This window comes from Actinosynnema sp. NPDC091369 (assembly GCF_044757065.1).
Lineage (GTDB): Bacteria > Actinomycetota > Actinomycetes > Mycobacteriales > Pseudonocardiaceae > Actinosynnema.
This window is the reverse complement of record NZ_JBIVUG010000004.1, coordinates 182,844-206,804: the sequence shown is the minus strand read 5'-3', so window position 1 is coordinate 206,804 and position 23,961 is coordinate 182,844. Positions and strand designations below refer to the sequence as shown.

General features: G+C 72.3%; 17 protein-coding genes and 1 riboswitch. Of the genes, 11 read left to right on the top strand and 6 right to left on the bottom strand.

Going from position 1 to position 23,961, the window contains the following annotated elements; translation table 11 throughout:
• Positions 1-130: 130 nt before the first annotated feature.
• Genes ACIQMJ_RS17470 through cobM form a run of 3 tightly spaced genes read left to right on the top strand, consistent with a single transcriptional unit; the run spans position 131 to position 2,402 of the window.
• On the top strand, positions 131-517 hold the full coding sequence (locus tag ACIQMJ_RS17470; protein ID WP_499761995.1) for a pyridoxamine 5'-phosphate oxidase family protein: 387 nt from the start codon (positions 131-133) through the stop codon (positions 515-517).
• Positions 514-1,662: a precorrin-6y C5,15-methyltransferase (decarboxylating) subunit CbiE gene (gene cbiE, locus ACIQMJ_RS17465; RefSeq protein WP_499761994.1), complete on the top strand. Its 1,149-nt coding sequence runs from the start codon at positions 514-516 to the stop codon at positions 1,660-1,662. The genes ACIQMJ_RS17470 and cbiE overlap by 4 nt, the downstream gene beginning before the upstream one ends.
• A complete protein-coding gene (gene cobM, locus ACIQMJ_RS17460) occupies positions 1,659-2,402 on the top strand; it encodes a precorrin-4 C(11)-methyltransferase (RefSeq protein WP_499761993.1) in 744 nt (247 codons plus the stop codon). Before cbiE ends, cobM begins: the two co-directional genes overlap by 4 nt.
• A 5-nt stretch (positions 2,403-2,407) precedes the next feature.
• Here cobM and ACIQMJ_RS17455 read toward each other — a convergent pair whose 3' ends face one another.
• On the bottom strand, positions 2,408-3,466 hold the full coding sequence (locus tag ACIQMJ_RS17455; protein WP_499761992.1) for a cobalt-precorrin-5B (C(1))-methyltransferase: 1,059 nt from the start codon (positions 3,464-3,466) through the stop codon (positions 2,408-2,410).
• Between the two features lie 29 nt (positions 3,467-3,495).
• On the opposite strand from ACIQMJ_RS17455, the gene ACIQMJ_RS17450 reads away from it, so the two are divergent.
• Complete coding sequence (locus tag ACIQMJ_RS17450; protein WP_499761991.1) at positions 3,496-4,194, top strand: cobalt-precorrin-6A reductase; 699 nt, start codon at positions 3,496-3,498, stop codon at positions 4,192-4,194.
• On the opposite strand, the gene cobJ is transcribed toward ACIQMJ_RS17450, so the two are convergent.
• The 3 genes from cobJ to ACIQMJ_RS17435 are packed head-to-tail and all read right to left on the bottom strand — an operon-like array spanning position 4,169 to position 7,256.
• Positions 4,169-5,626 (bottom strand): precorrin-3B C(17)-methyltransferase, encoded by a 1,458-nt coding sequence (cobJ, locus tag ACIQMJ_RS17445; RefSeq protein ID WP_499761990.1) that lies wholly within the window; start codon positions 5,624-5,626, stop codon positions 4,169-4,171. The two genes, ACIQMJ_RS17450 and cobJ, sit on opposite strands and share 26 nt — an antisense overlap.
• The gene (locus tag ACIQMJ_RS17440) at positions 5,623-6,249 is read right to left on the bottom strand and encodes a precorrin-8X methylmutase (RefSeq protein WP_499761989.1); all 627 of its coding nucleotides are present in this window, start codon (positions 6,247-6,249) and stop codon (positions 5,623-5,625) included. The genes cobJ and ACIQMJ_RS17440 overlap by 4 nt, the downstream gene beginning before the upstream one ends.
• Entirely contained in the window at positions 6,246-7,256 is a 1,011-nt protein-coding gene (locus tag ACIQMJ_RS17435; RefSeq protein WP_499761988.1) for a ferredoxin-like domain-containing protein, read from the bottom strand. Before ACIQMJ_RS17435 ends, ACIQMJ_RS17440 begins: the two co-directional genes overlap by 4 nt.
• Positions 7,257-7,267: 11 nt before the next feature.
• Positions 7,268-7,397, top strand: a riboswitch (cobalamin riboswitch).
• Positions 7,398-7,431: 34 nt separating this feature from the next.
• Here ACIQMJ_RS17435 and cobN point away from each other — a divergent pair.
• From cobN to ACIQMJ_RS17400, 7 genes are all read left to right on the top strand, one after another.
• The gene (gene cobN / locus ACIQMJ_RS17430) at positions 7,432-10,998 is read left to right on the top strand and encodes a cobaltochelatase subunit CobN (RefSeq protein WP_499761987.1); all 3,567 of its coding nucleotides are present in this window, start codon (positions 7,432-7,434) and stop codon (positions 10,996-10,998) included.
• 557 nt (positions 10,999-11,555) lie between these two features.
• Positions 11,556-12,842, top strand: coding sequence for an ABC transporter substrate-binding protein (locus ACIQMJ_RS17425; protein WP_499761986.1), 1,287 nt, complete (start codon positions 11,556-11,558; stop codon positions 12,840-12,842).
• A complete protein-coding gene (locus ACIQMJ_RS17420; RefSeq protein WP_499761985.1) occupies positions 12,842-13,846 on the top strand; it encodes a carbohydrate ABC transporter permease in 1,005 nt (334 codons plus the stop codon). Before ACIQMJ_RS17425 ends, ACIQMJ_RS17420 begins: the two co-directional genes overlap by 1 nt.
• Positions 13,846-14,745, top strand: coding sequence for a carbohydrate ABC transporter permease (locus ACIQMJ_RS17415; protein WP_499761984.1), 900 nt, complete (start codon positions 13,846-13,848; stop codon positions 14,743-14,745). Before ACIQMJ_RS17420 ends, ACIQMJ_RS17415 begins: the two co-directional genes overlap by 1 nt.
• 11 nt (positions 14,746-14,756) lie before the next feature.
• Positions 14,757-16,157 (top strand): GH1 family beta-glucosidase, encoded by a 1,401-nt coding sequence (locus tag ACIQMJ_RS17410; protein ID WP_499762456.1) that lies wholly within the window; start codon positions 14,757-14,759, stop codon positions 16,155-16,157.
• Positions 16,154-17,185: a LacI family DNA-binding transcriptional regulator gene (locus ACIQMJ_RS17405; protein WP_499761983.1), complete on the top strand. Its 1,032-nt coding sequence runs from the start codon at positions 16,154-16,156 to the stop codon at positions 17,183-17,185. Before ACIQMJ_RS17410 ends, ACIQMJ_RS17405 begins: the two co-directional genes overlap by 4 nt.
• 720 nt (positions 17,186-17,905) lie before the next feature.
• Positions 17,906-20,608 (top strand): cellulose binding domain-containing protein, encoded by a 2,703-nt coding sequence (locus tag ACIQMJ_RS17400; RefSeq protein ID WP_499761982.1) that lies wholly within the window; start codon positions 17,906-17,908, stop codon positions 20,606-20,608.
• 7 nt (positions 20,609-20,615) lie between these two features.
• On the opposite strand, the gene ACIQMJ_RS17395 is transcribed toward ACIQMJ_RS17400, so the two are convergent.
• Together ACIQMJ_RS17395 and ACIQMJ_RS17390 are read right to left on the bottom strand one after the other, a co-directional pair.
• Positions 20,616-21,014: a LapA family protein gene (locus tag ACIQMJ_RS17395; RefSeq protein ID WP_499761981.1), complete on the bottom strand. Its 399-nt coding sequence runs from the start codon at positions 21,012-21,014 to the stop codon at positions 20,616-20,618.
• A 36-nt stretch (positions 21,015-21,050) separates the two neighbouring features.
• Positions 21,051-23,717, bottom strand: a complete 2,667-nt coding sequence (locus ACIQMJ_RS17390; protein WP_499761980.1) for an nSTAND1 domain-containing NTPase — start codon at positions 23,715-23,717, stop codon at positions 21,051-21,053.
• Positions 23,718-23,961: the final 244 nt, after the last annotated feature.

The following is a 23,961-nucleotide window of genomic DNA, read 5'->3' as shown; positions in this document are numbered from 1 at the left end:
CGGTCCGCCACCGGGACCGCGTGAACTAGCGCACGCCGCAGGCCCCGGCGACCGGGTCTCCCGGCCGGGGGCGGCTAAATCGGCGCGTCACGTTTTCCACGATAGCCGGTGCGTGCCGCATGATGCACCCATGTTGTCGAGCAAGGGCGAGGACTTCCGCGCGTTCTGGACCGAGCGCCACCTGTGCACGCTGACCACGATCCGCCCGGACGGCACGCCGCACGTCGTGCCGGTCGGCGTCACGCTGGACGTGGAGACCGCGACCGCGCGGGTCATCACCTCGCGCGGGTCGCACAAGGCGCGGCAGATCCTCGCGGCCGGTGAGGCGCACGTCGCCGTGTGCCAAGTGGACGGTCGTCGTTGGTCGACTCTGGAGGGGCGTGCCGTGGTCCGCCAGGACCCGGAGGCGGTCCGGGACGCCGAACGGCGCTACGCCGACCGCTACCGCACGCCCCGGCCCAACCCGGACCGCGTGGTGATCGAGATCGCCGTCACCCGCGTCCTGGGCACGGTGTGAGCGTCACGGTCATCGGCATCGGCGCCGACGGCTGGGACGGCCTGCCGCCCGCGTCGCGGCACGAGATCGCCTCGTGCGAGGTGCTGATGGGCAGCGCGCGCCAGCTCGACCTGGTCCCGGGTCGGTTCGACCGGGTGCCGTGGCCGTCGCCGCTGGTGCCCGCGCTGCCCGGTCTGCTGGAGCGCCACGCCGGCCGCCGGGTGGGCGTGCTGGCCAGCGGCGACCCGATGTTCCACGGCATCGGCACCACCCTGGTGCGGCTGCTGGGCGCGGAGCACGTCCGCGTGCTGCCGCACCCGTCGTCGGTGTCGCTGGCGTGCGCGCGGCTCGGCTGGGCGTTGGACGACGTGGCGGTGGTGAGCCTGGTGGGCAAGCCCGCCGCGCTCGTCGTGCCGCACCTGCACCCGGGACGGCGCGTGCTGGTGCTCGGCGCGAACCCGCGCGAGGTCGCCGCGCTGGCCCCGGACGCGCGGCTGACCGTGCTGGAGCAGTTGGGCGGACCCGCGGAACGCGTCCACCACTCGCTCGACGACGCCGACCCGCTGCACGTGCTCGCGGTCGAGTGCGGCGCGGGCGGCGCGTCGGTGACGCCGGGGCGGCCGGACGACTCCTTCGAGCACGACGGTCAGCTGACCAAGCGCGAGGTGCGCGCGGTGACGTTGGCGCTGCTCGCGCCGCGCCCCGGCGAGCTGCTGTGGGACGTCGGCGCGGGCGCGGGCAGCATCGCCGTCGAGTGGTGCCGCACCCACCCGAGCTGCCGGGCCATCGCCGTGGAGCAGCACCCCGAGCGCGCCGCCCGCATCACGCGCAACGCGACGACGTTCGGCGTGCCGGGCATCGAGGTCGTGGTCGGCACGTCACCGGGGGCGCTCGACCTGGAGGCGCCCGACGCGGTGTTCATCGGCGGCGGCCTCACCGCCGAGGGCGTGGTGGAGCGCTGCTGGGACGCGGTGAAGCCCGGCGGCCGGCTGGTGGCCAACGCCGTGACGCTGGAGTCGGAGGCCGTGCTGACCCGGTGGCACGGCAGGCTGGGCGGTGACCTGAGCCGGATCGAGGTGAGCCGGGCGACCGCGATCGGCACGTTCACCGGCTGGCGCCCGCAGCTTCCCGTGACCACGTGGCTAGTGACCAAGGAGCGTTCGTGACCGTCCACTTCATCGGCGCCGGGCCCGGCGCGGCCGACCTGCTCACCCTGCGCGCGGCGCGGCTCATCGCCGGGTCGCCGGTCTGCCTGTACGCGGGCGCGCTGGTGCCGGCCGAGGTGCTGGAGCACTGCCCGCCCGACGCGCGCCTGGTCGACACCGCGAACCTGGACCTCGACGAGATCACGGCCGAGCTCGCCGCCGCGCACGCCGCCGGCCACGACGTGGCCCGCCTGCACTCCGGCGACCCGTCGGTGTTCAGCGCGATGGCCGAGCAGATGCGCCGGCTGGACGCGCTGGGCATCGCCTACGACGTGACGCCGGGCGTGCCCGCGTTCGCCGCCGCCGCGGCGTCGCTGAACCGGGAGCTGACCGTGCCGGGCGTCGGGCAGACGGTGATCCTGACCCGCACCGCGGCCCGCGCCACCGCCATGCCGCCGGGGGAGGACCTGCTGACGCTGGGCCGCCCCGGCGCCACGATCGTGCTGCACCTGGCCGTGCAGCGGATCCTGGAGGTGGTCGCCGACCTGCTGCCGAACTACGGCGCGGACTGCCCGGTCGCCGTGGTGGCGCGCGCGAGCCGCGACGACGAGCTGGTCCTGCGCGGCACCCTGGCCGACATCGCCGACCAGGTGCGCGCGGCGGGCGTGAAGCGCACCGCCGTCATCGTCGTGGGCCGGGTGCTGACCGCCGAGGGCTTCCCCGACAGCCACCTGTACTCCACCACCCGCAGCCGCTCGTGACGAGGTCAGGCGCGCCCGACGACGGTGCCCGCGCGGTCGATGACGATCACGTCCACGGTGACCGGCGCGCCGCGCAGCACGTCGTCCGCCGTGGCTTTGGCCCTCGCCGCCACGAGGTCGCCCAGCGGCACGCCCGCCGCCTGGCACACCTGGAGGGCGCCGAGCGCCGTGTTGGCCTGCGTGATCGCCCCGGCCAGCGCCGGGTCGTCCACCAGGGACGCGAGGAAACCCAGGTTGACCTGCGACCGCCCCGAGTGCAGGTCCAGGTGGCCGTCGGCCAGCTTGGACAGCTTGCCGATCCCGCCCGCGACGGTCAGCCGCGGCACGGGGTGGCGGCGCAGGTACTTCAACACCGCGCCGGCGAAGTCGCCCATGTCCAGCAACGCGTCCTCCGGCAGCCCGTGCAGCGCCGCCGCGACCTTCTCCGACGTGCTGCCGGTGCACCCGGCGACGTGCTCGTAGCCCTGCGCGCGCGCCACGTCGATGCCGCGCCGGATGCTGTCGATCCACGCCGAGCACGAGTACGGCACCACGATCCCCGTCGTGCCCAGGATCGACAGCCCGCCCAGGACGCCCAGCCGGGGGTTCCACGTCCGCCGGGCCAGCTCCTCGCCGTGCTCGACCGAGATCGACACGACCACGTCACCGGTGCCGCCGTGCTCGGCCGCGACCCGCGCGACGTGCTCGCGCATCATCTGCCGCGGCACCGGGTTGATGGCCGGCTCGCCCACCGGCAGCGGCAGGCCCGGCTTGGTCACCGTGCCGACCCCGGGCCCGGCCTCGAACACCACGCCGCTGCCCGGCGCGCCGTGCCGCACCTGCGCCCCGACCAGCGCGAGGTGCGTGACGTCCGGGTCGTCGCCCGCGTCCTTGACGATCGCGGCGAACGCCCGGTCACCGGCCAGCTCCTCGCGCGCCAGGGCGAACGACGGCGTCTGGCCCTTCGGCAGCACGATCCCGACCGGGTCGGGGAACTCGCCGGTGAGCAACGCCGTGTACGCCGCCGTGGTCGCGGCGGTGGCGCAGGCGCCGGTGGTCCAGCCGAAGCGCAGGTTCGTGCTCACGACGACAGGATGCAACAACCGTGAAGACCGTGCTGGTACTGGGTGGCACCGGCGAGGCCCGCGCGCTGGCCGCCGCGCTCACCGGCGTCCGGGTGATCTCGTCGCTGGCGGGCCGGGTGGCGGACCCGAAGCTGCCGGTGGGGGAGGTCCGCGTCGGCGGCTTCGGCGGTGTCGACGGCCTCGTGGCCTACCTGCGCGCCGAACGCGTGGACGCCGTCGTGGACGCCACCCACCCGTTCGCCGACCGCATCACCGCCAACGCGCTCGCCGCCACCACCGCGACCGGCACGCCGCTGCTCGTCCTGCGCCGCCCCGGCTGGCCGCCCGAGGACGGCTGGCGGTACGTGGACAGCGTCGCCGAGGCCGCCGCGCTCGTCGCCGGCCGCCGGGCGTTCATCACCACCGGGCGGCAGGAGCTGGCCGCGTTCACCGGCGGCGTCGCGCGCACGGTCGACCCGCCCGACCCGCCGAACCCGCGCCTGCACGTCGTCCTGGACCGCGGACCGTACACAGTGGACGGTGAGCTGGCGCTGATGCGGGAGCACCGGGTCGAGGTGCTGGTCACCAAGGACAGCGGCGGGGAGATGACGGCGGCCAAGCTGACCGCCGCCCGTCACCTCGGCATCCCGGTCGTGGTCGTGCGCCGGCCGCCGCCACCGACCGCGCCGCTGGTGGAGACGGTGGCCGAGGCCGTCGCCTGGCTCACCCGGGGTAGCGGCGCGGGGTGAACACCGCGCCCCGCGCGCCGACCTTCGTCTGCGACGACCCGACCAGCAGCAGGCACCGCATGTCCACGGTGGACGAGTCCAGGTCGGCCAGCCGCACCACCCGCACGGACTCCTCCGGCCCGCCCACGTCCCGCCCGACGACCACCGGCGTGTCGGGGGAGCGGTGCCGCAGCAGCGCGTCACGCGCCTTGTCCACCTGCCACGTGCGGCTGCGCGACGCCGGGTTGTAGATCGCCAGCACCAGGTCGGCCCGCGCCGCGGCCTCCAGCCGCTCCTCGATCACGTCCCACGGCTTGAGCCGGTCCGACAGCGACACCACGCAGTAGTCGTGCCCCAGCGGCGCGCCGACCCGGCTCGCCACCGCGTGCGCCGCGGTCATCCCCGGCAGCACGGTCACCGGCACGTCCGCGAACTGCTCCTCGTCCGCGACCTCCAGCACCGCGCTGGCCATCGCGAACACGCCCGGGTCGCCCGAGGACACCACCGCGACCCGCCGGCCCCGCTTGGCCAGGTCCAGCGCGAACGCGGCCCGCTCGGCCTCGACCTTGTTGTCCGACGCGTGCCGCCGCTGGCGCGGGTTCACCGGCACCCGGTTCAGGTAGGTCACGTACCCGACCAGGTCGTCCGCCTCGGCCAGCGCCCGCCGAGCCTGCGGCGTCAACCACTCCGGCCCGGCCGGGCCGAGCCCGACCACCACGACCTCGCCCCGGCCCGCCGGCCGGTGGGCGGGCTTGCTCGGCAGCAGCGCCAAGGAGAAGTACGGCACGCCCTCGGCGTCCACTTCGGACAGCGGCGCGGTGCGCTGCGCGCCGGTCGTCGCCCGCTCCACGTACCACGCCTCGTCCAGCCGGCCCGCCCGCGCCAGCGCCTCGCGCACCTGCGGGAACGTCCGCCCCAGCTTCATGATCGCCACCGGGTCGCCGCCCGCCAGGTGCTCGACCAGCGCGTCCGCCGACAACGTGCCGGGCAGCACGGTCAGCACCTCGTCCCGCTCCACCAGGGGCCGCCCGATCACCGCCGCGCCCGCGCTCACCGACGTCACGCCGGGCACGACCTCGGCTTCGTACCGGTGCGCCAGCCGCTTGTGCAGGTGCATGTAGGAGCCGTAGAAGAACGGGTCGCCCGCCGCCAGCACCACCACCGTGCGCCCGACGTCCAGGTGCGCGGCCAACCGCGCCGCGCACTCCTCGTAGAACGCGTCGATCTCGCCCTGGTAGTCGTCGGAGTCCTCGGTCGTGACGGGGTAGACCAGCTGCTCCTCGACCTGCCCCTCCCGCAGGTAGGGCGCGGCGATCCGGCGCGCCACGCTCCGACCGTGCCGCGCGCTGTGGAAGACGACCACGTCCGCCTCGCCGATCAGCCGCGCCGCCTTGACGGTCACCAGCTCCGGGTCGCCCGGACCCACCCCGACCCCGTACAGCTTGCCCGTCATTCTTCCTCGCTCGCGATCGCGTTGAGCGCCGCCGCCGTCATGGCGCTGCCGCCCCGCCGACCGCGCACCACCAGGTACTCCAACCCCAGGTCGTTGTCGGCCAGCGCGTCCTTGGACTCCGCCGCGCCGATGAACCCGACCGGCACGCCCAGCACGGCGGCGGGCCGGGGCGCGCCCGCCGCGATCAGGTCCAGCAGGTGGAACAACGCGGTCGGCGCGTTGCCGATGGCGACCACCGCGCCGTCCAGCTTGTCGCCCCACAGCTCCAGCGCCGCCGCGCTGCGGGTGTTGCCCAGCTCGGCGGCCAGTTCCGGCACCCGCGGGTCGCCCAACGCGCACACGACCTCGTTGTCAGCGGGCAGCCGACGCCGCGTCACGCCCGCCGCGACCATCTGCGCGTCGCACAGGATCGGCGCGCCGGCCAGCAGCGCCGCCCGCGCGTCGCGCACCACGTGCGGCGAGAAGTCGACGTCCGACACCAGGTCGACCATCCCGCAGGCGTGGATCATCCGCACCACCACCCGCGCCACGTCCGGCGGGAACCGCGCCAGGTCTGCCTCGGCGCGGATGGTGGCGAAGGAACGGCGGTAGATCTCCGCGCCGTCCTTGACGTAGCTGGTCACCTGATCTCCTCGTAGGCGTCGCCGGTCGCGACGAACTCCACCACGTCGCCCGCCGGCCGCCCGCACCGGCGGGCGCAGCCCGACCAGTGCGCCCGACCCGGCGCGGTCCGGGTCTCGACCCACCGGGCGGCGTCGGCGCGCACGTCGGCCAACGACTTCGCGCACCCCGGCCGGCCGGTGCACGCGCTGACCCCGTGCCACGGCGAGTCCGGCGAGGTGAACAGGCCCGTGGTGTCGCTCCCGGCCGGCAGCACCACGCTCCGCCAGGGCGTCAGCCGCATTGGCACGCCGGCCAGCAGCCGGGCGTCCCAGCGCCCCAGCGGCACGCCCGCCACGACCACCGGACCGTGCACGCCGGGTGCGACGGGCGTCACACCCGGCTGGACCCGGGCGTCACCCGGAACGCCCAACGCCGCCGTGATCTTCCGCACACCGCCGTCCACTTCGGACAGCCGCCACGCCTCGCCGCGGAGCTCGCCGAACACCCGCGCGGCGGTCACCACCGCCGCGACCGGGTCGGCCACCCGCAGCCCTGAATCGTGGCCTGCCAGGAACAACGCGTCACCGACGAGCCCGATGTCACCCGCCAGGCCGCTGACCGCGCCACCCACCGTGACCAGGAACCGGCCGGGCAGGGACGCGAGCTCCGGCACGCCGCACAGCGCGGCGTCGATCGCGTCGACCAGCGCCTGGTTGTCCTCCAGCGGCGCGGCGACGATGTTGCGCACCCGCTCGTGCGTCATCGAGGGCAGCAGGCCGGCGTCGCGCAGCCGCGCGCCCAGTTCGTGCTCCGCCCCCGGCGCCAAGCCCCTGATCTGCAAGTTCGCCCGCGAGGTCAACTCCAGGACGCCGTCGCCCAGCTCGATCGCGGCGGACCGGAGCACGTCGACCTGCGCCGCGCTCAACGTCCCGCCGGGCACCCGCACGCGCGCCAGACCGCCGTCGGCGGCCTGGTGCACGTCGACGGCTCCGGGGCAGGCGTCCGGGTGAGTTCGATCCGCGGGCATGGACTGGATGCTAACTGCCGTTAGGGTGACCTCCGAACGGCGAAGCAGCAGGAGGAAGCCGGTGTGAATCCGGCGCGGTCCCGCCACTGTGACCGGGGGAGCCCCCGGGAGTCAGGAACTCCGCTCGCCGTCCCCCACGACCGGGGCGAGGACCCCCGAGGGATGGAGCCCGCACGTGATCCTGCTGTTGTCGACCTCCGACACGGACCTGCTGTCCGCCCGCGCGAGTGGCGCCGACTACCGCCTGGCCAACCCCGCCCGCACCGCCGCGGACGACCTCCCGGCACTGCTGGACGGCGTCGACCTGGTGGTCGTGCGCATCCTCGGCGGTCGCCGGATGTGGGAGGAGGGGCTCGACCGGCTGCTCGCCTCGGGCCTGCCGGTCGTGGTGCTGGGCGGTGAGCAGAACCCCGACGCGCCGCTCATGGAGCTGTCGACCGTGCCCGGCGGCGTCTGCGCGGAGGCGCACGCGTACCTGGCGCACGGTGGCGCGGCGAACCTCGCCCAGCTGCACCACTTCCTGTCCGACACGGTGCTGCTCACCGGCCACGGCTTCGCGCCGCCGGAGCCGACGCCCACCTGGGGCCTGCTGGAGCGGCGGGACGAGGTCGAGGGGCCGACGATCGCGGTCCTGTACTACCGCGCCCACCACGTGGCCGGGAACACGGCGTTCGTGCACGCGCTGTGCGACGCGATCGTGGCCAAGGGCGGCCGACCGCTGCCGGTCTACTGCGCCTCGTTGCGCACGGCGGAGGCGGAGCTGCTGGCCCAGCTGGGCACCGCGGACGCCCTGGTCGTCACAGTGCTCGCGGCCGGCGGCACCAAGCCCGCCACCGCCTCCGCGGGTGGCGACGACGACGCGTGGGACGTGGGCGCGCTGGCCGCCCTCGACGTGCCGATCCTCCAGGCCCTGTGCCTGACCGGCAGCCGTGCCGCGTGGGACGACAACGACGACGGCCTGTCCCCGCTGGACACCGCCACCCAGGTCGCGATCCCGGAGTTCGACGGCCGGATCATCACGGTGCCGTTCTCGTTCAAGGAGGTCGACGAGGACGGCCTGACCGTGTACGTCGCCGACCCCGAACGCGCGTCCCGGGTCGCGGGCATCGCCGTGCGCCACGGCAGGCTGCGGCACATCCCGCCGGCCGAGCGGCGCATCGCGGTGATGCTGTCGGCCTACCCGACCAAGCACTCCCGGATCGGCAACGCGGTCGGCCTGGACACCCCGGCCAGCGTCGTGCGGCTGCTGGCCGCGATGCGGGAGCGCGGCTACGACATCGGCGACGAGCTGCCCGGCGTGGCCGACCTCGACGGCGACGCGCTCATTCACGCCCTGATCGCCGCGGGCGGCCAGGACGCCGACTGGCTCACCGCCGAGCAGTTCGAGGGCAACCCCGTGCGGCTGCCGGCGGCCCGCTACCGGGGGTGGTACGCCACCCTGCCCGAGGACACCCGCCAGGAGATGGAGCGGCACTGGGGTGAGGCGCCCGGCGAGCTGTTCGTGGACCGGTCGAAGGACCCCGACGGCGAGATCGTGCTGGCGGCGCTGCGCTCGGGCAACGTCGTGGTCATGGTGCAGCCGCCGCGCGGCTTCGGCGAGAACCCGATCGCCATCTACCACGACCCGGACCTGCCGCCGAGCCACCACTACCTGGCCGCCTACCGGTGGCTGGAGGACGAGTTCGGCGCCGACGCCGTGGTGCACGTGGGCAAGCACGGCAACCTGGAGTGGCTGCCCGGCAAGACCGTCGGCATGTCCGCGGGCTGCGGGCCGGACGCGGCGCTGGGCGACCTGCCGCTGGTCTACCCGTTCCTGGTCAACGACCCGGGCGAGGGCACCCAGGCGAAGCGGCGGGCGCACGCCACCCTGGTCGACCACCTCGTGCCGCCGATGGCCCGGGCCGACAGCTACGGCGACATCGCCCGGCTGGAGCAGCTGCTGGACGAGCACGGCACCATCGCCGCGATGGACCCGGCCAAGCTGCCCGCGATCCGGGCCCAGATCTGGACCCTCATCCAGGCCGCCAAGCTCGACCACGACCTGGGCATCTCCGACCGGCCGCACGACGCCGAGTTCGACGACCTGATCCTGCACGTCGACGGCTGGCTGTGCGAGATCAAGGACGTCCAGATCCGCGACGGCCTGCACGTCCTGGGCCACGCTCCCACCGGCGGGACCAGGGTCAACCTGGTGCTGTCGATCCTCCAGGCCAAGCAGATGTGGGCGGGTGAGGTCGCCGCGCTGCCCGGCCTGCGCGAGGCGCTGGGCCTGGCGGAGGCCGGCAACGACCGGACCGCCACCGACCGCGTCGAGGAACGGGCCCGCGCGCTGGTCCAAGCGATGGAAGACGCCAATTGGGACGTGAACGCGGCCCGGACCCTCACCGACGACGAGGACGTGGCGCGCATCCTGGAGTTCGCCGCGCTGGAGGTCGTGCCCCGGCTGGCCCGCACCACCGACGAGCTGACCAACGTGCTGCACGCCCTGGACGGCGGCTACGTGCCGGCCGGTCCCAGCGGCTCGCCGCTGCGCGGCCTGGTGAACGTGCTGCCGACCGGCCGCAACTTCTACTCGGTCGACCCCAAGGCGGTGCCGTCCCGGCTGGCCTGGGAGACCGGGCAGGCCATGGCGGAGTCGCTGCTGGAGCGCTACCGCGCGGACACGGGGGAGTGGCCGCCGTCGGTGGGCCTGTCGGTCTGGGGCACCAGCGCCATGCGCACCGCGGGCGACGACATCGCCGAGGTGCTCGCGCTGCTCGGCGTTCGGCCCCAATGGGACGACCAGTCCCGCCGGGTGACCGGTCTGGAAGTGATCCCGCTCGACGAGTTGAACCGACCGCGAATCGACGTCACGGTTCGCGTCAGCGGCTTCTTCCGCGATGCGTTCCCGCACGTGGTGGCACTGATCGATGACGCTGTGCGACTGGTCGCGAACCTGGACGAGTCGGCGGCGGACAACTACGTCCGCGCGCACGCCCAAGCCGACCTCGCGGAGCACAACGACCCGCGTCGCGCGACAATGCGCATCTTCGGCAGCAAACCGGGCGCGTACGGCGCCGGCCTGCTCCCGTTGATCGACAGTCGGAACTGGCGCGACGACGCCGATCTCGCCGAGGTGTACGCGGTGTGGGGCGGCTACGCCTACGGCCGGGAACTCGACGGCGTCGAAGCGCGCCCGGCGATGGAGAGCGCCTACAAGCGCATCGCGGTCGCGGCGAAGAACATCGACACCCGGGAACACGACATCGCCGATTCCGACGACTACTTCCAATATCACGGCGGGATGATCGCGACCGTCCGCGCGTTGACCGGAAAAGCGCCCGCGGCATATGTCGGCGACAGCACGCGGCCCGATGCCGTGCGCACCCGGACGCTGCACGAGGAAACGAACCGGATCTTCCGCGCCCGCGTGGTGAACCCGCGGTGGTTGGCCGCGATGCGCAAGCACGGGTACAAAGGCGCGTTCGAACTCGCCGCGACCGTGGACTACCTGTTCGGCTACGACGCCACCACCGGCGTGGTCGCCGACTGGATGTACGAGCAGCTCGCGGCGACCTACGTGCTGGACCCGGTGAACCGGGACTTCCTGGAGCGGTCCAACCCCTGGGCGCTGCACGGCATCTCCGAACGGCTGCTGGAAGCGGCCAACCGGGGTATGTGGGAGCACCCGGAACCGGAGACGCTGGACGCGCTGCAAAAGGCGTACCTGGAAACCGAGGGCGACCTGGAGGACGGTCGCTGACCCACCGCCACCGCGCGGCGCGTCCGATAACGTCTCGGAAACGCGCCGATAATGAGGGGTACCCCTATATTCCGGGGCGCCCCCGCGCGTGACGAAACACCCCGGTGGCCGGCCGGTCCTGAATGGACGTCTCAGCACGTCCCGCGGGCCGGTCGGAGGTCACTCGGCCGGCCGGCGCACACCACCCGGCCGGCCGACTCGCGCAACCCGACCGGACCACTCCGCCGACCCCGGTTCGCGACTCGCGGTGGGGTGATGGCGGACATGTGCACACTTCCGGTGCAGACTGGTGCCGGGAGAGTGGGTTCGCGACTCGTGAATCTTTTCCGGGCCGTTCGGCGCGGAGATGAACCGAGCGTGTCCGACTGGTCTACGAACAGTGCCTGAACGGACTACGGCGCACACCGCTAGCAGAATCGGTCCAGCAAGGCAAACGTCGCAACGTCGGTAACAGCGCGGACACGAGAGCTTGACACAACTCCGTGGCGCGAACCACACTCCCCCAAAACCTGGGAGCGCTCCCAGAACGTTCACCGCCGATCAACTGAGGAGTTCTCGTGCGCTACCGTCGAGCAGGCTTGGCCAAAGTCCTGGCCTGCACCGCAGTGCTTGCCGCAGTCGCCACGGCCTGTGGCTCGGGAGGGTCCGGAGGCTCGTCCGACGGCAAGGTCGAGCTGACCATCGCGACCTTCAACGAGTTCGGGTACGAGGAGCTCCTCAAGGAGTACGAAGCCGCGAACCCGAACATCAAGGTCACGCAGCGCAAGACCGGCCAGGCCGCGCCGCACCACCAGAACCTGTTCACCAAGCTGGGCGCGGGCTCCGGCCTGGCCGACGTCGAGGCCGTCGAAGAGGGCTTCCTGAGCCAGGTCATGGCCAAGTCGGGCCAGTTCGAGGACCTCAAGGAGATCGGCCCGAAGGACGTCCGCGAGGACCGCTGGCTGCAGTGGAAGGTCGACGCGGTCACCACCAAGGACGACAAGCTCATCGGCTACGGCACCGACATCGGTCCGCTGGCCATGTGCTACCGCAAGGACATGCTGGAGGCCGCCGGCCTGCCGTCCGACCCCGAGGGCGTCAAGGCCCTGTTCGCCACCTGGGACTCGTACTTCGAGGCCGGTGACAAGTACGTCAAGGCCACGAACAAGCCGTGGTTCGACTCGGCCGCCCAGATCTTCAACCCGATGCACAACCAGAACGAGACCGGCTACTTCGACCGCGACGACAAGCTCGTGATCGAGACCAACGACGACAAGAAGGTCTGGGACCAGGTCACCGGCGCGGTCGCGCGCGGCCAGTCGGCCAAGCTCTCCGCGTGGAGCCCGGAGTGGCAGAAGGGCTTCAAGGAGTCGGCCTTCGCCACCAAGACCTGCCCGTCCTGGATGCTGGGTGTCATCGAGGGCAACGCCGGCCCGGAGCACAAGGGCAAGTGGGCCGTCACCGCGGCGTTCCCCGGCGGCGGCGGCAACTGGGGCGGCTCGTACCTGACCGTCCCGAAGCAGGGCAAGAACAAGGCCGAGGCCGCCAAGCTGGCCGCGTGGCTGACCGCGCCTGAGCAGCAGATCAAGGCGTTCAAGGCCAAGGGCACCTTCCCGAGCCAGACCCAGGCGCTGATCTCCCCCGAGCTGCTCAACCAGACCAGCGAGTACTTCGGCGGCGAGAAGGTCGGCCTGCTGTTCTCCGAGCAGGCGAACAAGGTCGCGGCGGCCCAGTACAAGGGCCCGAAGGACGGCGAGATCCAGGACAACGTCGTGTCCCCGGCGCTGACCTCGGTCGAGCAGGGCACCTCGCCTGAGGAGGCTTGGAACAAGGTCGTCGATGGGGCCAAGAAGGCTGCCAAGTAATGACGACCGAGCTTTCGGTTGCGCGCGGGCGGGGCTCCGAGCCCCGCCCGCCGCGGCGCGACGACAACGATGACATCGGTCCGGGCAAGCTGAGCTGGCGCTACCGGCTCACGAACCTCGACGTGAAGGTCTCGCCCTACCTCTACATCGCCCCGTTCTTCGTGCTGTTCGCCGCGGTGGGCCTGTTCCCGCTGCTCTACACGGCCTACATCTCGCTGTTCGAGTGGGAGCTGGGCGCGGACGAACAGCCCTTCGTGGGCATCGACAACTACACCACGCTGTTGGCCGACTCGCAGTTCTGGAACGCGATGGTCAACACGTTCAGCATCTTCGCGATCTCCACGCTCCCTCAGGTCGTCATCGCGGTGCTGCTGGCGGCGCTGCTCAACACCGCCCTGCGCGGGCGGACCGGCTGGCGGATGGGCGTGCTGCTGCCCTACGTGGCCAGCCTCGTCGCCCTGACCATCATCTTCGGCGACCTGTTCGGCGTGCAGTACGGCACGATCAACAACATCGTCGAGTTCTTCGGCTTCGACCGGATCGACTGGCAGGCCGAGCGCTGGTGGAGCCACGTCGCCATCGCCACCATGGTCAACTGGCGCTGGACGGGCTACAACGCCCTGATCGTGCTGGCCGCCATGCAGGCCATTCCGCGCGACGTGTACGAGGCCGCGTGGGTCGACGGCGCGAGCAAGGTGCGCCAGTTCTTCAGCATCACGCTGCCGATGCTGCGGCCCACCCTGATCTTCGTGATCGTCACCTCGACCATCGGCGGCCTGCAGATCTTCACCGAGCCGCTGCTGTTCTCGCCCTCGGCGGGCGCCAACGGCGGTGCGACCAACCAGTACCAGACGGTCGTGCTCTACATGTACCAGGCCGGCTTCCAGAGCCAGGACCTCGGCTACGCCTCGGCGATGGCCTGGGTGCTGTTCATCGTCATCATCGCGATCGCGGGGATCAACTTCCTGCTCACCCGCCGGCTCGCGTCCAGTGGGGAGGCGTGATGGCCACCATCACCGATCGCCCGGCGCCGAGCGCCGCTCCGCCCAGGCCCTCGAAGCGGAGGCGCTCGAAGGCGGTCTCGCTGTCCGAGCGCCGTCCGGGCTTCACCGTCTACGGGATCCTGATCGCCTTCATCCTCGGATCGGCGTTCCCGTTCTACTGGTCGTTCCTCGTGGCCAGCCACGACGACGCGACGTTCACCGCCGAGGCGCCCCTGCTGCCCGGTGGCCAGTTCTTCGTCAACGCGGGACGCGTGCTCGACACCATCCCGTTCTGGAAGGCGCTGGGCAACAGCGTCATCGTCTCCGGCACCGTCACGGTCTCCGTGGTGGTGCTCTCGACGTTGGCCGGGTTCGCGTTCGCCAAGCTGAGGTTCAAGGGCCGCGGCCCGCTGATGGTGTTCGTGGTCGCCACGCTCGCCGTGCCCACGCAGCTCGGCATCATCCCGCTCTACATGGTGATGGCGGAGTACGGCTGGTCCGGCACCCTCGGCGCGGTCATCGTCCCCAACCTGGTGACCGCGTTCGGCGTGTTCTGGATGCGCCAGTACATCGCCGACGCCGTGCCCGACGAGCTGATCGAGGCGGCCCGCATGGACGGGTGCAGCATGATCCGCACGTTCTGGCACGTGTGCCTGCCCGCGGTGCGCCCGGCCGCCGCCATGCTGGGCATCTTCACGTTCATGATGTCGTGGAACGACTTCCTCTGGCCGTTGATCGTGCTCAACGCGGACAACCCGACGATGCAGGTCGCCCTGGAGAAGTTGCAGAGCGGCTACTACGTCGACAAAACGCTCGTGCTCGCCGGGACCACGATGGCCACGGTCCCGATTCTGATCGTCTTCCTCGTACTCGGTCGGCAGATCGTCGCCGGGATCATGCAGGGTGCTGTGAAGGGGTAGCTGTGGAGTCGATTTCCTTTCCCGAGGGATTCGTGTGGGGCGCCGCGACCGCGGCGTTCCAGATCGAAGGCGCGACCACCGCGGACGGTCGCACCGCGTCCATCTGGGACACGTTCTGCAAGATCCCCGGCGCGGTGGTGGGCGGTGACACGGGTGATCCCGCGGCCGACCACTACTACCGCGTCGACGAAGACGTCCAGCTGATGGTCGACCTCGGGTTGCACGCCTACCGGTTCTCCACCGCGTGGCCCCGCATCCGGCCCGACGCGGGCCCGGTGAACCAGCCCGGCCTGGACTTCTACTCCCGGCTGGTCGACAAGCTGCTCGAGAACAACATCACCCCGTGGCTCACGCTCTACCACTGGGACCTCCCGCAGACCCTCGAGGACGAGGGCGGTTGGGCCAACCGGGACACCGCGTACCGCTTCGCGGAGTACGCGGAGTCGGTCGTCGGCGCGCTGGGCGACCGGGTGGAGAACTGGACCACGCTCAACGAGCCGTGGTGCTCGTCGCTGCTGAGCTACGCCGCCGGCGTGCACGCGCCCGGCCGCCAGGAGCCGGAGGCCGCCGTCGCGGCGGTGCACCACCTGCTGCTGGCGCACGGCCTGGCCACCTCGGTGATCCGGGAGCAGGCGCCCAGCGCCAAGATCGGCATCACGCTGAACATGTACCCGATCATCCCGGCGAACCCGGACGACCCGGGCGACCTCGACGCCGCGCGCCGGCTCGACGGCCTGCAGAACCGGATCTTCCTGGACCCGCTGTTCAAGGGCGAGTACCCGGCGGACATCGTGGAGGACCTGGAGCCCTACGGGTTCTCCAAGCACATCCGCGAGAACGACCTGGAGATCATCTCCGCGCCGCTGGACCAGCTGGGCGTGAACTACTACGCAGAGCACTTCGTCAGCAACACCCCCGAGCCCGAAGCCCCGGTCGTGGACAACGGCCGTCGCCCGACCGGGTCACCGTGGGTCGGCGCGGAGCACGTGTCGTTCCCGAGCCGGGGCCTGCCGCGCACCGCGATGGACTGGGAGGTGCAGCCGGACGGCCTGTTCAAGGTCCTCATGCGGGTGCACCAGGACTACCCCAGCATCCCGCTGTACGTGACCGAGAACGGGGCGGCGTACGTCGACTCGATCAACGAGGACGGATCGATCAACGACCCCGAGCGCCTCGGTTACATCGAGTCGCACCTCAGGGCGGCGCATGCGGCCATCGAGGCGGGTGTCGACCTGCGCGGTTACTTCGCGTGGTCGCTCATGGACAACTTCGAATGGGCCGAGGGCTACGCCAAGCGGTTCGGGATCGTGCATGTCGACTACGAGACCCAGGTGCGGACGCCTAAGATGAGCGCCATGTGGTACTCGCAGGTTGCCCGTGGCAACGCTCTCGCGGCGACGGTCGCTCCGTGACCGATGCCGTTGACCCACCCAAGACGCGACGACCCAACACCCGGCTGGAGGAGGTCGCTCGCGCCGCCGGGGTGTCCAAGTCGACCGTCTCCCGGGTGATCAACGGCGAGCCGTACGTCAGCTCCAGGGCGCGCGAGGCGGTGCACCAGGCCATCGGCAAGCTCGGGTACAGCCCGAACCAGGCGGCCCGCACGCTCGCGGGCAGCCGGGCCAACTGCATCGCCCTGGTCGTCTCGGAGCAGGGCAGCCGCGTGCTGGCCGACCCGTTCTTCGCCGGCGTGCTCCGCGGTGTGCACGCCGAACTCGCGGGCAAGCGGGTCCAGCTCGTCCTCATGATGAGCAAGGAGGGCGACGAGCAGGACCTGGTCAACTACCTCTGCGGCGGCCACGTGGACGGCGTGCTGGTGATCAGCCTGCACGGCCAGGACCCACTGCCCCGCACCCTGGCCGACGCGGGCCTGCCGACGGTCGTCGGCGGCAGGCCCCTCGGCGCCGGTGGAGTGCCCTATGTGGACTCGGACAACTTCAACGGCGCCATGGAGGCGGCCCGCTACCTGGTCTCTAAGGGCCGGAAGCGGATCGCCACCATCGCCGGTCCACGGGACATGGCGGTCGGTATGGACCGTTTGTCCGGTTGGAAGCGCGGGCTGAGCCAGGCACGGCTCGACACCGATCTCGTCGCGTACGGCGACTTCACCCCGGAGAGCGGCGCGGTCGCCATGGCCGACCTGCTCGAACGGGCGCCGGACCTGGACGCGGTCTTCGTCGGCGCGGACATCATGGCGCTGGGCGCGTTGCAGACCCTGCACGCGCACGGCAAGAAGGTGCCCGACGACGTGGCCGTGGTCGGGTTCGACGACCTGATGATCGCCTCCACCGCGGTGCCGCCGCTGACCACGATCCGCCAGGACGTGGAGCAGCTGGGGCGCACCATGACGTGGCGGCTCATGGCGGAGCTGGCCGGCGAGGAGAACCTGCCGCCGTTCCTGCTCCTGCCGACGGCGATGGTGGCTCGTTCGAGCGCCTGAGTCTCACCCGAAGGACTGCCGCGACCCGGACCACCGGTCCGGGTCGCGGCATTTTCGAAGCGATTCGACGGCCGCTTCGACGGGTTCGACGGCCGGATCTGATCACTCAGCGCACTTCACTCGGATGGCGTAAGCCTGATCCATTGCCGCTGACCGACGCGCCTGGTTACGGTCCAATCCTGCACCTTCTGGGAGCGCTCCCAGACAGGATGAACCGGACGCAGGACCCCTGACTTCGACCAGCCAGGGGGGAGGCGGAAACCCACTCGCCCACCGCCTCCTCCCACCCCGCGCAAAGGAGCGCAGCACGATGGCCCGACGCACCCCGCCCCCGGCGGCCCCGGCCCCAACGGGCCACGCGGGCGCCGGCGCGCGGGCCGCCGGGTCGGACCACCGGGCATCCGGACCCTTCGCGCGAATCGCGGTACCGGGCGGAGGGATCGGCGGGTTCGCGGTGCTCGGCAGCGCCGTTGCCGTGCGCACTGCCGAGCCGAGCCGCCGGGGAACCGGACAGTTCGTGCGAAACGCCGTCCCGGCAGGACATCCGGCGCACTCGCAGCCCCCGCAGCCGCACGCCTCGCGGCCGTCCCGTGCGCTGCCGGTCGACCTCCGGCCCGCGCTCCCCGCCGCCCCGGTCCTCACCTCCCCGGCGGCCGTCACCGCCCCCACCGCCTCGGCCGCGCCCGAGCCGGTCCAGTCCCGAGCCCGCGGAGTGAAGCGATGAAGCGGCTGCTGGCCCTGACCACCGCGGCACTGGCCGCGCTCGGCGTCGTGCTGGTCACCGCCGCGGCGAGTCCCGCGGCGCCGACCACCGCCGCCGTGCCCGCGCAGCCGCACAACTGGCGCAACGTGGAGATCGCGGGCGGCGGGTTCGTGCCCGGCATCGTGTTCAGCCCGGCGGAGAAGGACCTCATCTACGCCCGCACCGACATCGGCGGCGCGTACCGGTGGGACCAGGCGGTCGGCCGTTGGATCCCGCTGCTCGACTGGGTCGGCTGGGACGAGTGGGGCTACAACGGTGTCGCGAGCATCGCGCCCGACCCCGGGAACGCCGACAAGGTCTACGCCGCCGTCGGCATGTACACCAACAGCTGGGACCCGGACAACGGCGCCATCCTGCGCTCCGCCGACCGCGGTCGGACCTGGCAGCGCACCGAGCTGCCGTTCAAGATCGGCGGCAACATGCCGGGCCGCGGCATGGGGGAGCGGCTGTCGGTCGACCCCAACGACGGCCGGGTCCTCTACTTCGGCGCGCCCAGCGGCAAGGGCCTGTGGCGCAGCACCGACGCGGGCGTCACGTGGTCGCCGGTCGCGAGCTTCCCCAACCCCGGCAACTACGTCGCCGACCCCAACGACGCCAACGGCTACGCCAACGACATCCAGGGCGTGGTCTGGGTGACCTACGACCCGCGCTCCTCGACGGCGGGCAGCCCGTCCAAGACGATCTACGTCGGCGTCGCCGACAAGGAGAACACGGTCTACCGCAGCACGGACGCGGGCGCGACCTGGTCCCGGCTCGCCGGCCAGCCCACCGGCTACATCGCGCACAAGGGCGTGCTGGACACCGAGGGCGGCTTCCTCTACCTGGCCACCAGCGACACCGGCGGCCCGTACGACGGCGGCAAGGGCGACGTCTGGAAGCACGACACCGCCACCGGCGCGTGGACGCGGATCAGCCCCGTCCCCTCCACCAGCGCGGACGACTACTTCGGCTACAGCGGCCTGACCGTCGACCGGCAGAACCCGAACACGCTGATGGTCGCCACCCAGATCTCCTGGTGGCCGGACATCATCATCTTCCGCAGCACGGACGGCGGCGCGACGTGGACGCGGGCCTGGGACTTCACCGGTTACCCCAACCGCAGCTTCCGCTACAAGATGGACATCAGCTCCTCGCCGTGGCTGAGCTGGGGCGCGAACCCGCAGCCACCCGAGGTCACGCCCAAGCTGGGCTGGATGGTCGAGTCGCTGGAGATCGACCCGTTCGACTCCAACCGCATGCTGTACGGCACGGGCGCGACCGTCTACGGCACCACGGACCTGCTCAAGTGGGACGCCGGCGGCCAGATCACCATCAAGCCGACCGCCGCGGGGCTGGAGGAGACCGCGGTGCTCGACCTGATCAGCCCGCCCACCGGCGCGCCGCTGATCAGCGGCCTGGGTGACATCGGCGGCTTCCGGCACACCGACCTGGCCGAGGTGCCGGCGATGATGTTCCAGCAGCCGAACTTCACCAGCACGACCAGCATGGACTTCGCCGAGAAGAACCCGTCGGTGATGGTCCGCTCCGGCAACGTGGACGGTTCGCCGCACGTGGCGTTCTCCACCGACGGTGGCGCGAACTGGTTCGCGGGCGGCGAGCCCGGCGGCGTCACCGGCGGTGGCACGGTCGCGGCGGCGGCGGACGGCAGCCGGTTCGTGTGGAGCCCGGCCGGCGCGGCGGTGCACCACTCGACGGGCTTCGGCACCTCCTGGTCGCCGTCCACCGGCATCCCGGCGGGCGCGGTGGTCGAGTCCGACCGGGTGAACCCGAACAGGTTCTACGGCCTGGCGGGCGACACGGTCTACGTCAGCACGGACGGCGGCGCGACGTTCACCGCCGGCGCGACCGCCGACGCGGGCAAGCTGCACGCCGTGCCGGGTCACGAGGGCCACCTGTGGCTGGCCGGCGACGGCGGCCTGTTCCGCTCGACCGACGGCGGCCGGACGGTCGGCGCGCTCGCCGGCGTCACGTCGGGCGTCAACATCGGTTTCGGCAAGGGCGCGCTGGAGAAGACCTACCCGGCCCTGTACGGGGTGCTGACCATCGACGGCAAGACCGGCGTGTACCGGTCCGACGACGAGGGCGGCCACTGGGTGCGCATCAACGACGACGCGCACCAGTACGGGAACATGGGCGAGGCGATCACCGGCGACCCGCGCGTCTACGGCCGCGTCTACCTGGGCATTAACGGCCGGGGCATCCTCGTCGCGGAGCCGAGCGGCGGCACCAGCAGCACCAACACGCACCCCACGGACTCGTCGCCGACCAGCACGACCACGACGACGACCACCACCACCACGACCACCACTGGCACGACCACGGTCACCGACCAGCCGCCACCCGGCTGCTCGGTGCGCTACCAGGTCTCCAGCCAGTGGGGAGGTGGCTTCACCGCATCGGTGAGGATCACCAACACGGGTGCCACCTCGCTCACGGGGTGGAGCCTGCGCTGGGCGTTCGCGAACGGCCAGCAGATCACCAACAGTTGGAACGGCAAGGCGTCGCAGAGCGGCGCGGCCGTGACGGTGACCAACGAGGGCTGGAACGGGACCATCGCAGCGGGTGGCTCGGTGGACTTCGGATTCCAGGCGAGCTGGCAGGGCAGCAACGTCGCACCCACCGGCTTCCAGCTGAACGGCAGGTCCTGTTCCTCGGTCTGAGGACGACTTAGCGCAGCCCTCGTTTGGCCTGGCGGCGCAGCTGCATTATCCGGGCTGCGCCGACCAGGGCCACCAGGATCGCCCCGGCGATCGCCGCGAACAGCAGCGCCACGCCCAGCGGCAGCGTGCCCTCCGCGCCCAGGAAGTGGACCGTGGCGTCGGTGAGGTTCTGCAGGATGAACACCAGCAGCACGATCAGCACCACGATCGACGCCAGCACGGCGACCCACGTGCCGCTGATCCGCGTCGGCCTCAGCTTGGCCCGGGTGCCGGCCTTGCGCTCCGGCGTGCCGGTCACCGACGGCTCGACCGCGCCCGGCCCACGCGGACCCACCACGGGCGGTCCGTCCGGGATCGGGCTCGTCGGCAGCGCTTCGGTGCGGTCGTCGTCCCGCGGCGTGGTCATCCGGAGATTATCCGCCGCCGCGGGTCGGCCCGCCAATCAGCTGCACGGGCGGCTGTACTCCAGCGCGCCGACCGCGCCCACGTACTGCTGCCACTCCTCGCGGGTGATGTGGGTGGTCACGCCGTCGCACATCTCGCGCACCGCCGTGTCGAAGTCGAACTCCCAGGACCGCATGGTGCCGTTCGACTTCGACGTCACCACGTTGGTCGCGGTGGAGCCGAACCCCACCGCGTAGACGCCCTCGGTGAGCCCGTTGATCCGGCCCCGCTCGACCGCGCGCCGCGGGTCCGACACGTCCCACAGCGCCACCTTGTCCTGCGTGCCCACGGTGGCGAGCGCGTCGCCGAGCCGGTGGAAGCCCAGCGCCTGGACCGCGCCCCGGTGCGCCTTGCCGGACCACAGCTCGACCGGCTCGGACCGGTCCGTCACGTCGTACAGCCGGACCTCGCCCTTCGCCGAGCCGAGCGCCAGCGTGCGGCGGTCGTGCGACAGGGCCGCCGCGGTGACGTCCTGGCCGGTGTCCACCTCGGTGACCGGCTCCGGCAGCCTCGGGTCGGTCACGTCCCACAGCCGGACCACGCCCATGGCGTCGAAGGTGACCACGACCTCGCCGTCCGGGCTGTAGACGAAGCCGACCAGCGGCCGCGCGTGGCCGGGCAGCCGGGCCGCCTCCACCGGGTTCGCCGGGTCGGACCAGTCCCACACCGCGACCGCGGCGGTGTCCGACACGGTGACCAGCGTGCGGGCGCGGGCCGGGTCGAACGCGATCCGCTCCACCGGGAAGTCGAAGGTGCGCACCACCTCGGCGGTCACGTCGGTGACGTCCCAGATCTTCGCCGCGCCGTCCACCAACGTGGTGGTGAACGCCTGGCCCGCGTCGTTGACGGCGATCGAGGTCACCGTCTCGTCGGCGGGCCCGAGCACGTACACGGGCGTCTTCCGGTCCGGGTCCGGTTGCAGGTCGGGGTCGCTGAGGGCCTGGGCGGACGCGAAGGCGGCCCGGCCGGCCACGTTCAGCTCGCTCGACGCGTGGGCGCTGAGCACGCCGTTGCGCGTCTCGTCGTTCGGGTTGAGCTGGTGCGCGGCGATGGCGAGCTGGTCGGCGAGCTGCGGGTCGCTGCTGCGCAGCCCCTGCGACTGGTTGGCCACGTACCAGGCGGCCGACGACTTCCAGCCCGCCGCGGCCTCCTTCTGCGAGGTGATGGCGAGCACCACGGCGGTGCCCGCGAGCAGCAGCAGGACCGCCAGCAGCGCCACGAGCTGGCGCAGCCTGCGGGTGTGCCGGTGCGCGAGCAGCCGTTCCCGGTCGCGCGCCTGGAGGCTCTCGGCGAGGAAGTCGCGCTCCTGGGCGCTGGTGCGCACGCCGTCGCGCTGCGTCCACTCCACCGCGGTGTCCAGCCGCGAGCCCCGGTACAGCGCGTCCGGGTCGCGGCCCAGCGACTCCCAGGTGGCGGCGGCCTCGGTGAGCCGGCGCATGGTGCGCAGCCCCTCGCGGTCCTCGGCGAGCCAGCCGCGCAGCCGCGGCCACGAGCGGATCAGCGCCTCGTGCGCGATCTCCACGCTGTCGCGGTCCAGGGTGAGCAGGCGGGCGTGGGCGAGCCGGTCGAGCACCACGTCCACGTCCACGTCGTGGTCGAGCTCGGCGCGCGGCAGCCGCCGCTTGGTGTCCTCGGTGCCGTCGCCCAGGGCGGTGAGCCGCAGGAACACCTGCCGCGCCAACGCGCGCTGGTGCCGTTCCAGCGAGGTGTAGGTGCGTTCGGCGGTCTGCGCGATGGCGTGCTGGATTCCGCCGGCGGCCTCGTAGCCGGCCAGCGTCATCGTGGTGCCGCGCCGCCGCCGCCAGGTCTCCAGCAACGCGTGCGACATCAGCGGCAGCACGCCCGGCTGGCCGGTGGCGTCCGCGATGAGCCGGGACACCAGCGCGGTCTCCACCGTGCACGACGCCTTCACGGCGGGCTGCATGATCACCTGGCGCAGCTCCTCCGGGCCCATCGGCCCGAGCAGCAGCTGGCCGTCGGTCAACGCCTCCACCAGCGCCGGGTGCTGCGCGCAGTGCCCGTAGAAGTCGGCCCGCACCCCGATCACGACCTTGCACCGGGCGGTGAGCAGGGCGTCGACGTACGCGGTGCGCCGGTCGGCGTCCGGCCACAGCGTGAAGACCTCTTCGAACTGGTCCACGATCAGCAGGTCGACGTCCAGGTCCGGCTCGGCGGACTCGCTGGGCGAGGTGACCACGACCCGGCCGCCTACCCGCGGCACCAGCCCGGCGCGCAGCAGCGAGGACTTGCCCGCGCCGGAAGCGCCGAACACCGCGACGAACCGGCGGTGCGCGATGCGCTGCTCCAGCTCGTCCAGCAGGTGGTCGCGGCCGAAGAACCACTCGGCGTCCTCGGTGCCGTAGGCCGCCAGGCCCGCGTACGGCGGGTGGCCCTCGTCGGGACCGGCCTCGGGGCTGGGCAGCACCTCGGCGGCGACCTGCCGCCACCGGTCCTCCCACTCGGCCACGTCGCCCTCGCACGCGCGCACGTAGGCCAGCGTCACCGCGAGCGTGGGCAGCTTGCGCCCACCCGCCGCGTCCGACAGCGTGGTCGCCGAGTAGTGGGCCCGCGCGCCCAGCTGCCGGTAGCTGTGCCCGCCCGCTTTGTCCCGCAGCGACCGGAGGTCGGCGGCAAACCTGAGCAACGGGCTGTCACCGACGTCCAACGGGCGCTCTCCACGCGGCAACCGGTCCACCCCCTGGCAGTCTCACGACGATTGTCCGCACCGACAAACGTGCCGTCCAGGCTGTCAGACGAGCGCCCGCAGCGCGTCCGCTTCGGGAGACTGCATTCGGGTGAACAGGTCGAGCGCACTTCGCCAGTGTGTTCGCGCGTGCTCGGGTTCGAGGTGGCCGAGCAGGTGCAGCGTGTGCGCCTCCCCGGCCAGGTGACCGGTGCTCCGGTGCAGG

Excerpts from the sequence above, each read along its gene's own strand:
- ACIQMJ_RS17470 (WP_499761995.1), top strand. The coding sequence starts at position 131 with ATGTTGTCGAGCAAGGGCGAGGACTTCCGCGCGTTCTGGACCGAGCGC.
- cobJ (WP_499761990.1), bottom strand. The coding sequence starts at position 5,626 with ATGACGGGCAAGCTGTACGGGGTCGGGGTGGGTCCGGGCGACCCGGAG.
- ACIQMJ_RS17435 (WP_499761988.1), bottom strand. The coding sequence starts at position 7,256 with ATGCCCGCGGATCGAACTCACCCGGACGCCTGCCCCGGAGCCGTCGAC.
- ACIQMJ_RS17420 (WP_499761985.1), top strand. The coding sequence starts at position 12,842 with ATGACGACCGAGCTTTCGGTTGCGCGCGGGCGGGGCTCCGAGCCCCGC.
- ACIQMJ_RS17415 (WP_499761984.1), top strand. The coding sequence starts at position 13,846 with ATGGCCACCATCACCGATCGCCCGGCGCCGAGCGCCGCTCCGCCCAGG.
- ACIQMJ_RS17400 (WP_499761982.1), top strand. The coding sequence starts at position 17,906 with ATGAAGCGGCTGCTGGCCCTGACCACCGCGGCACTGGCCGCGCTCGGC.
- ACIQMJ_RS17395 (WP_499761981.1), bottom strand. The coding sequence starts at position 21,014 with ATGACCACGCCGCGGGACGACGACCGCACCGAAGCGCTGCCGACGAGC.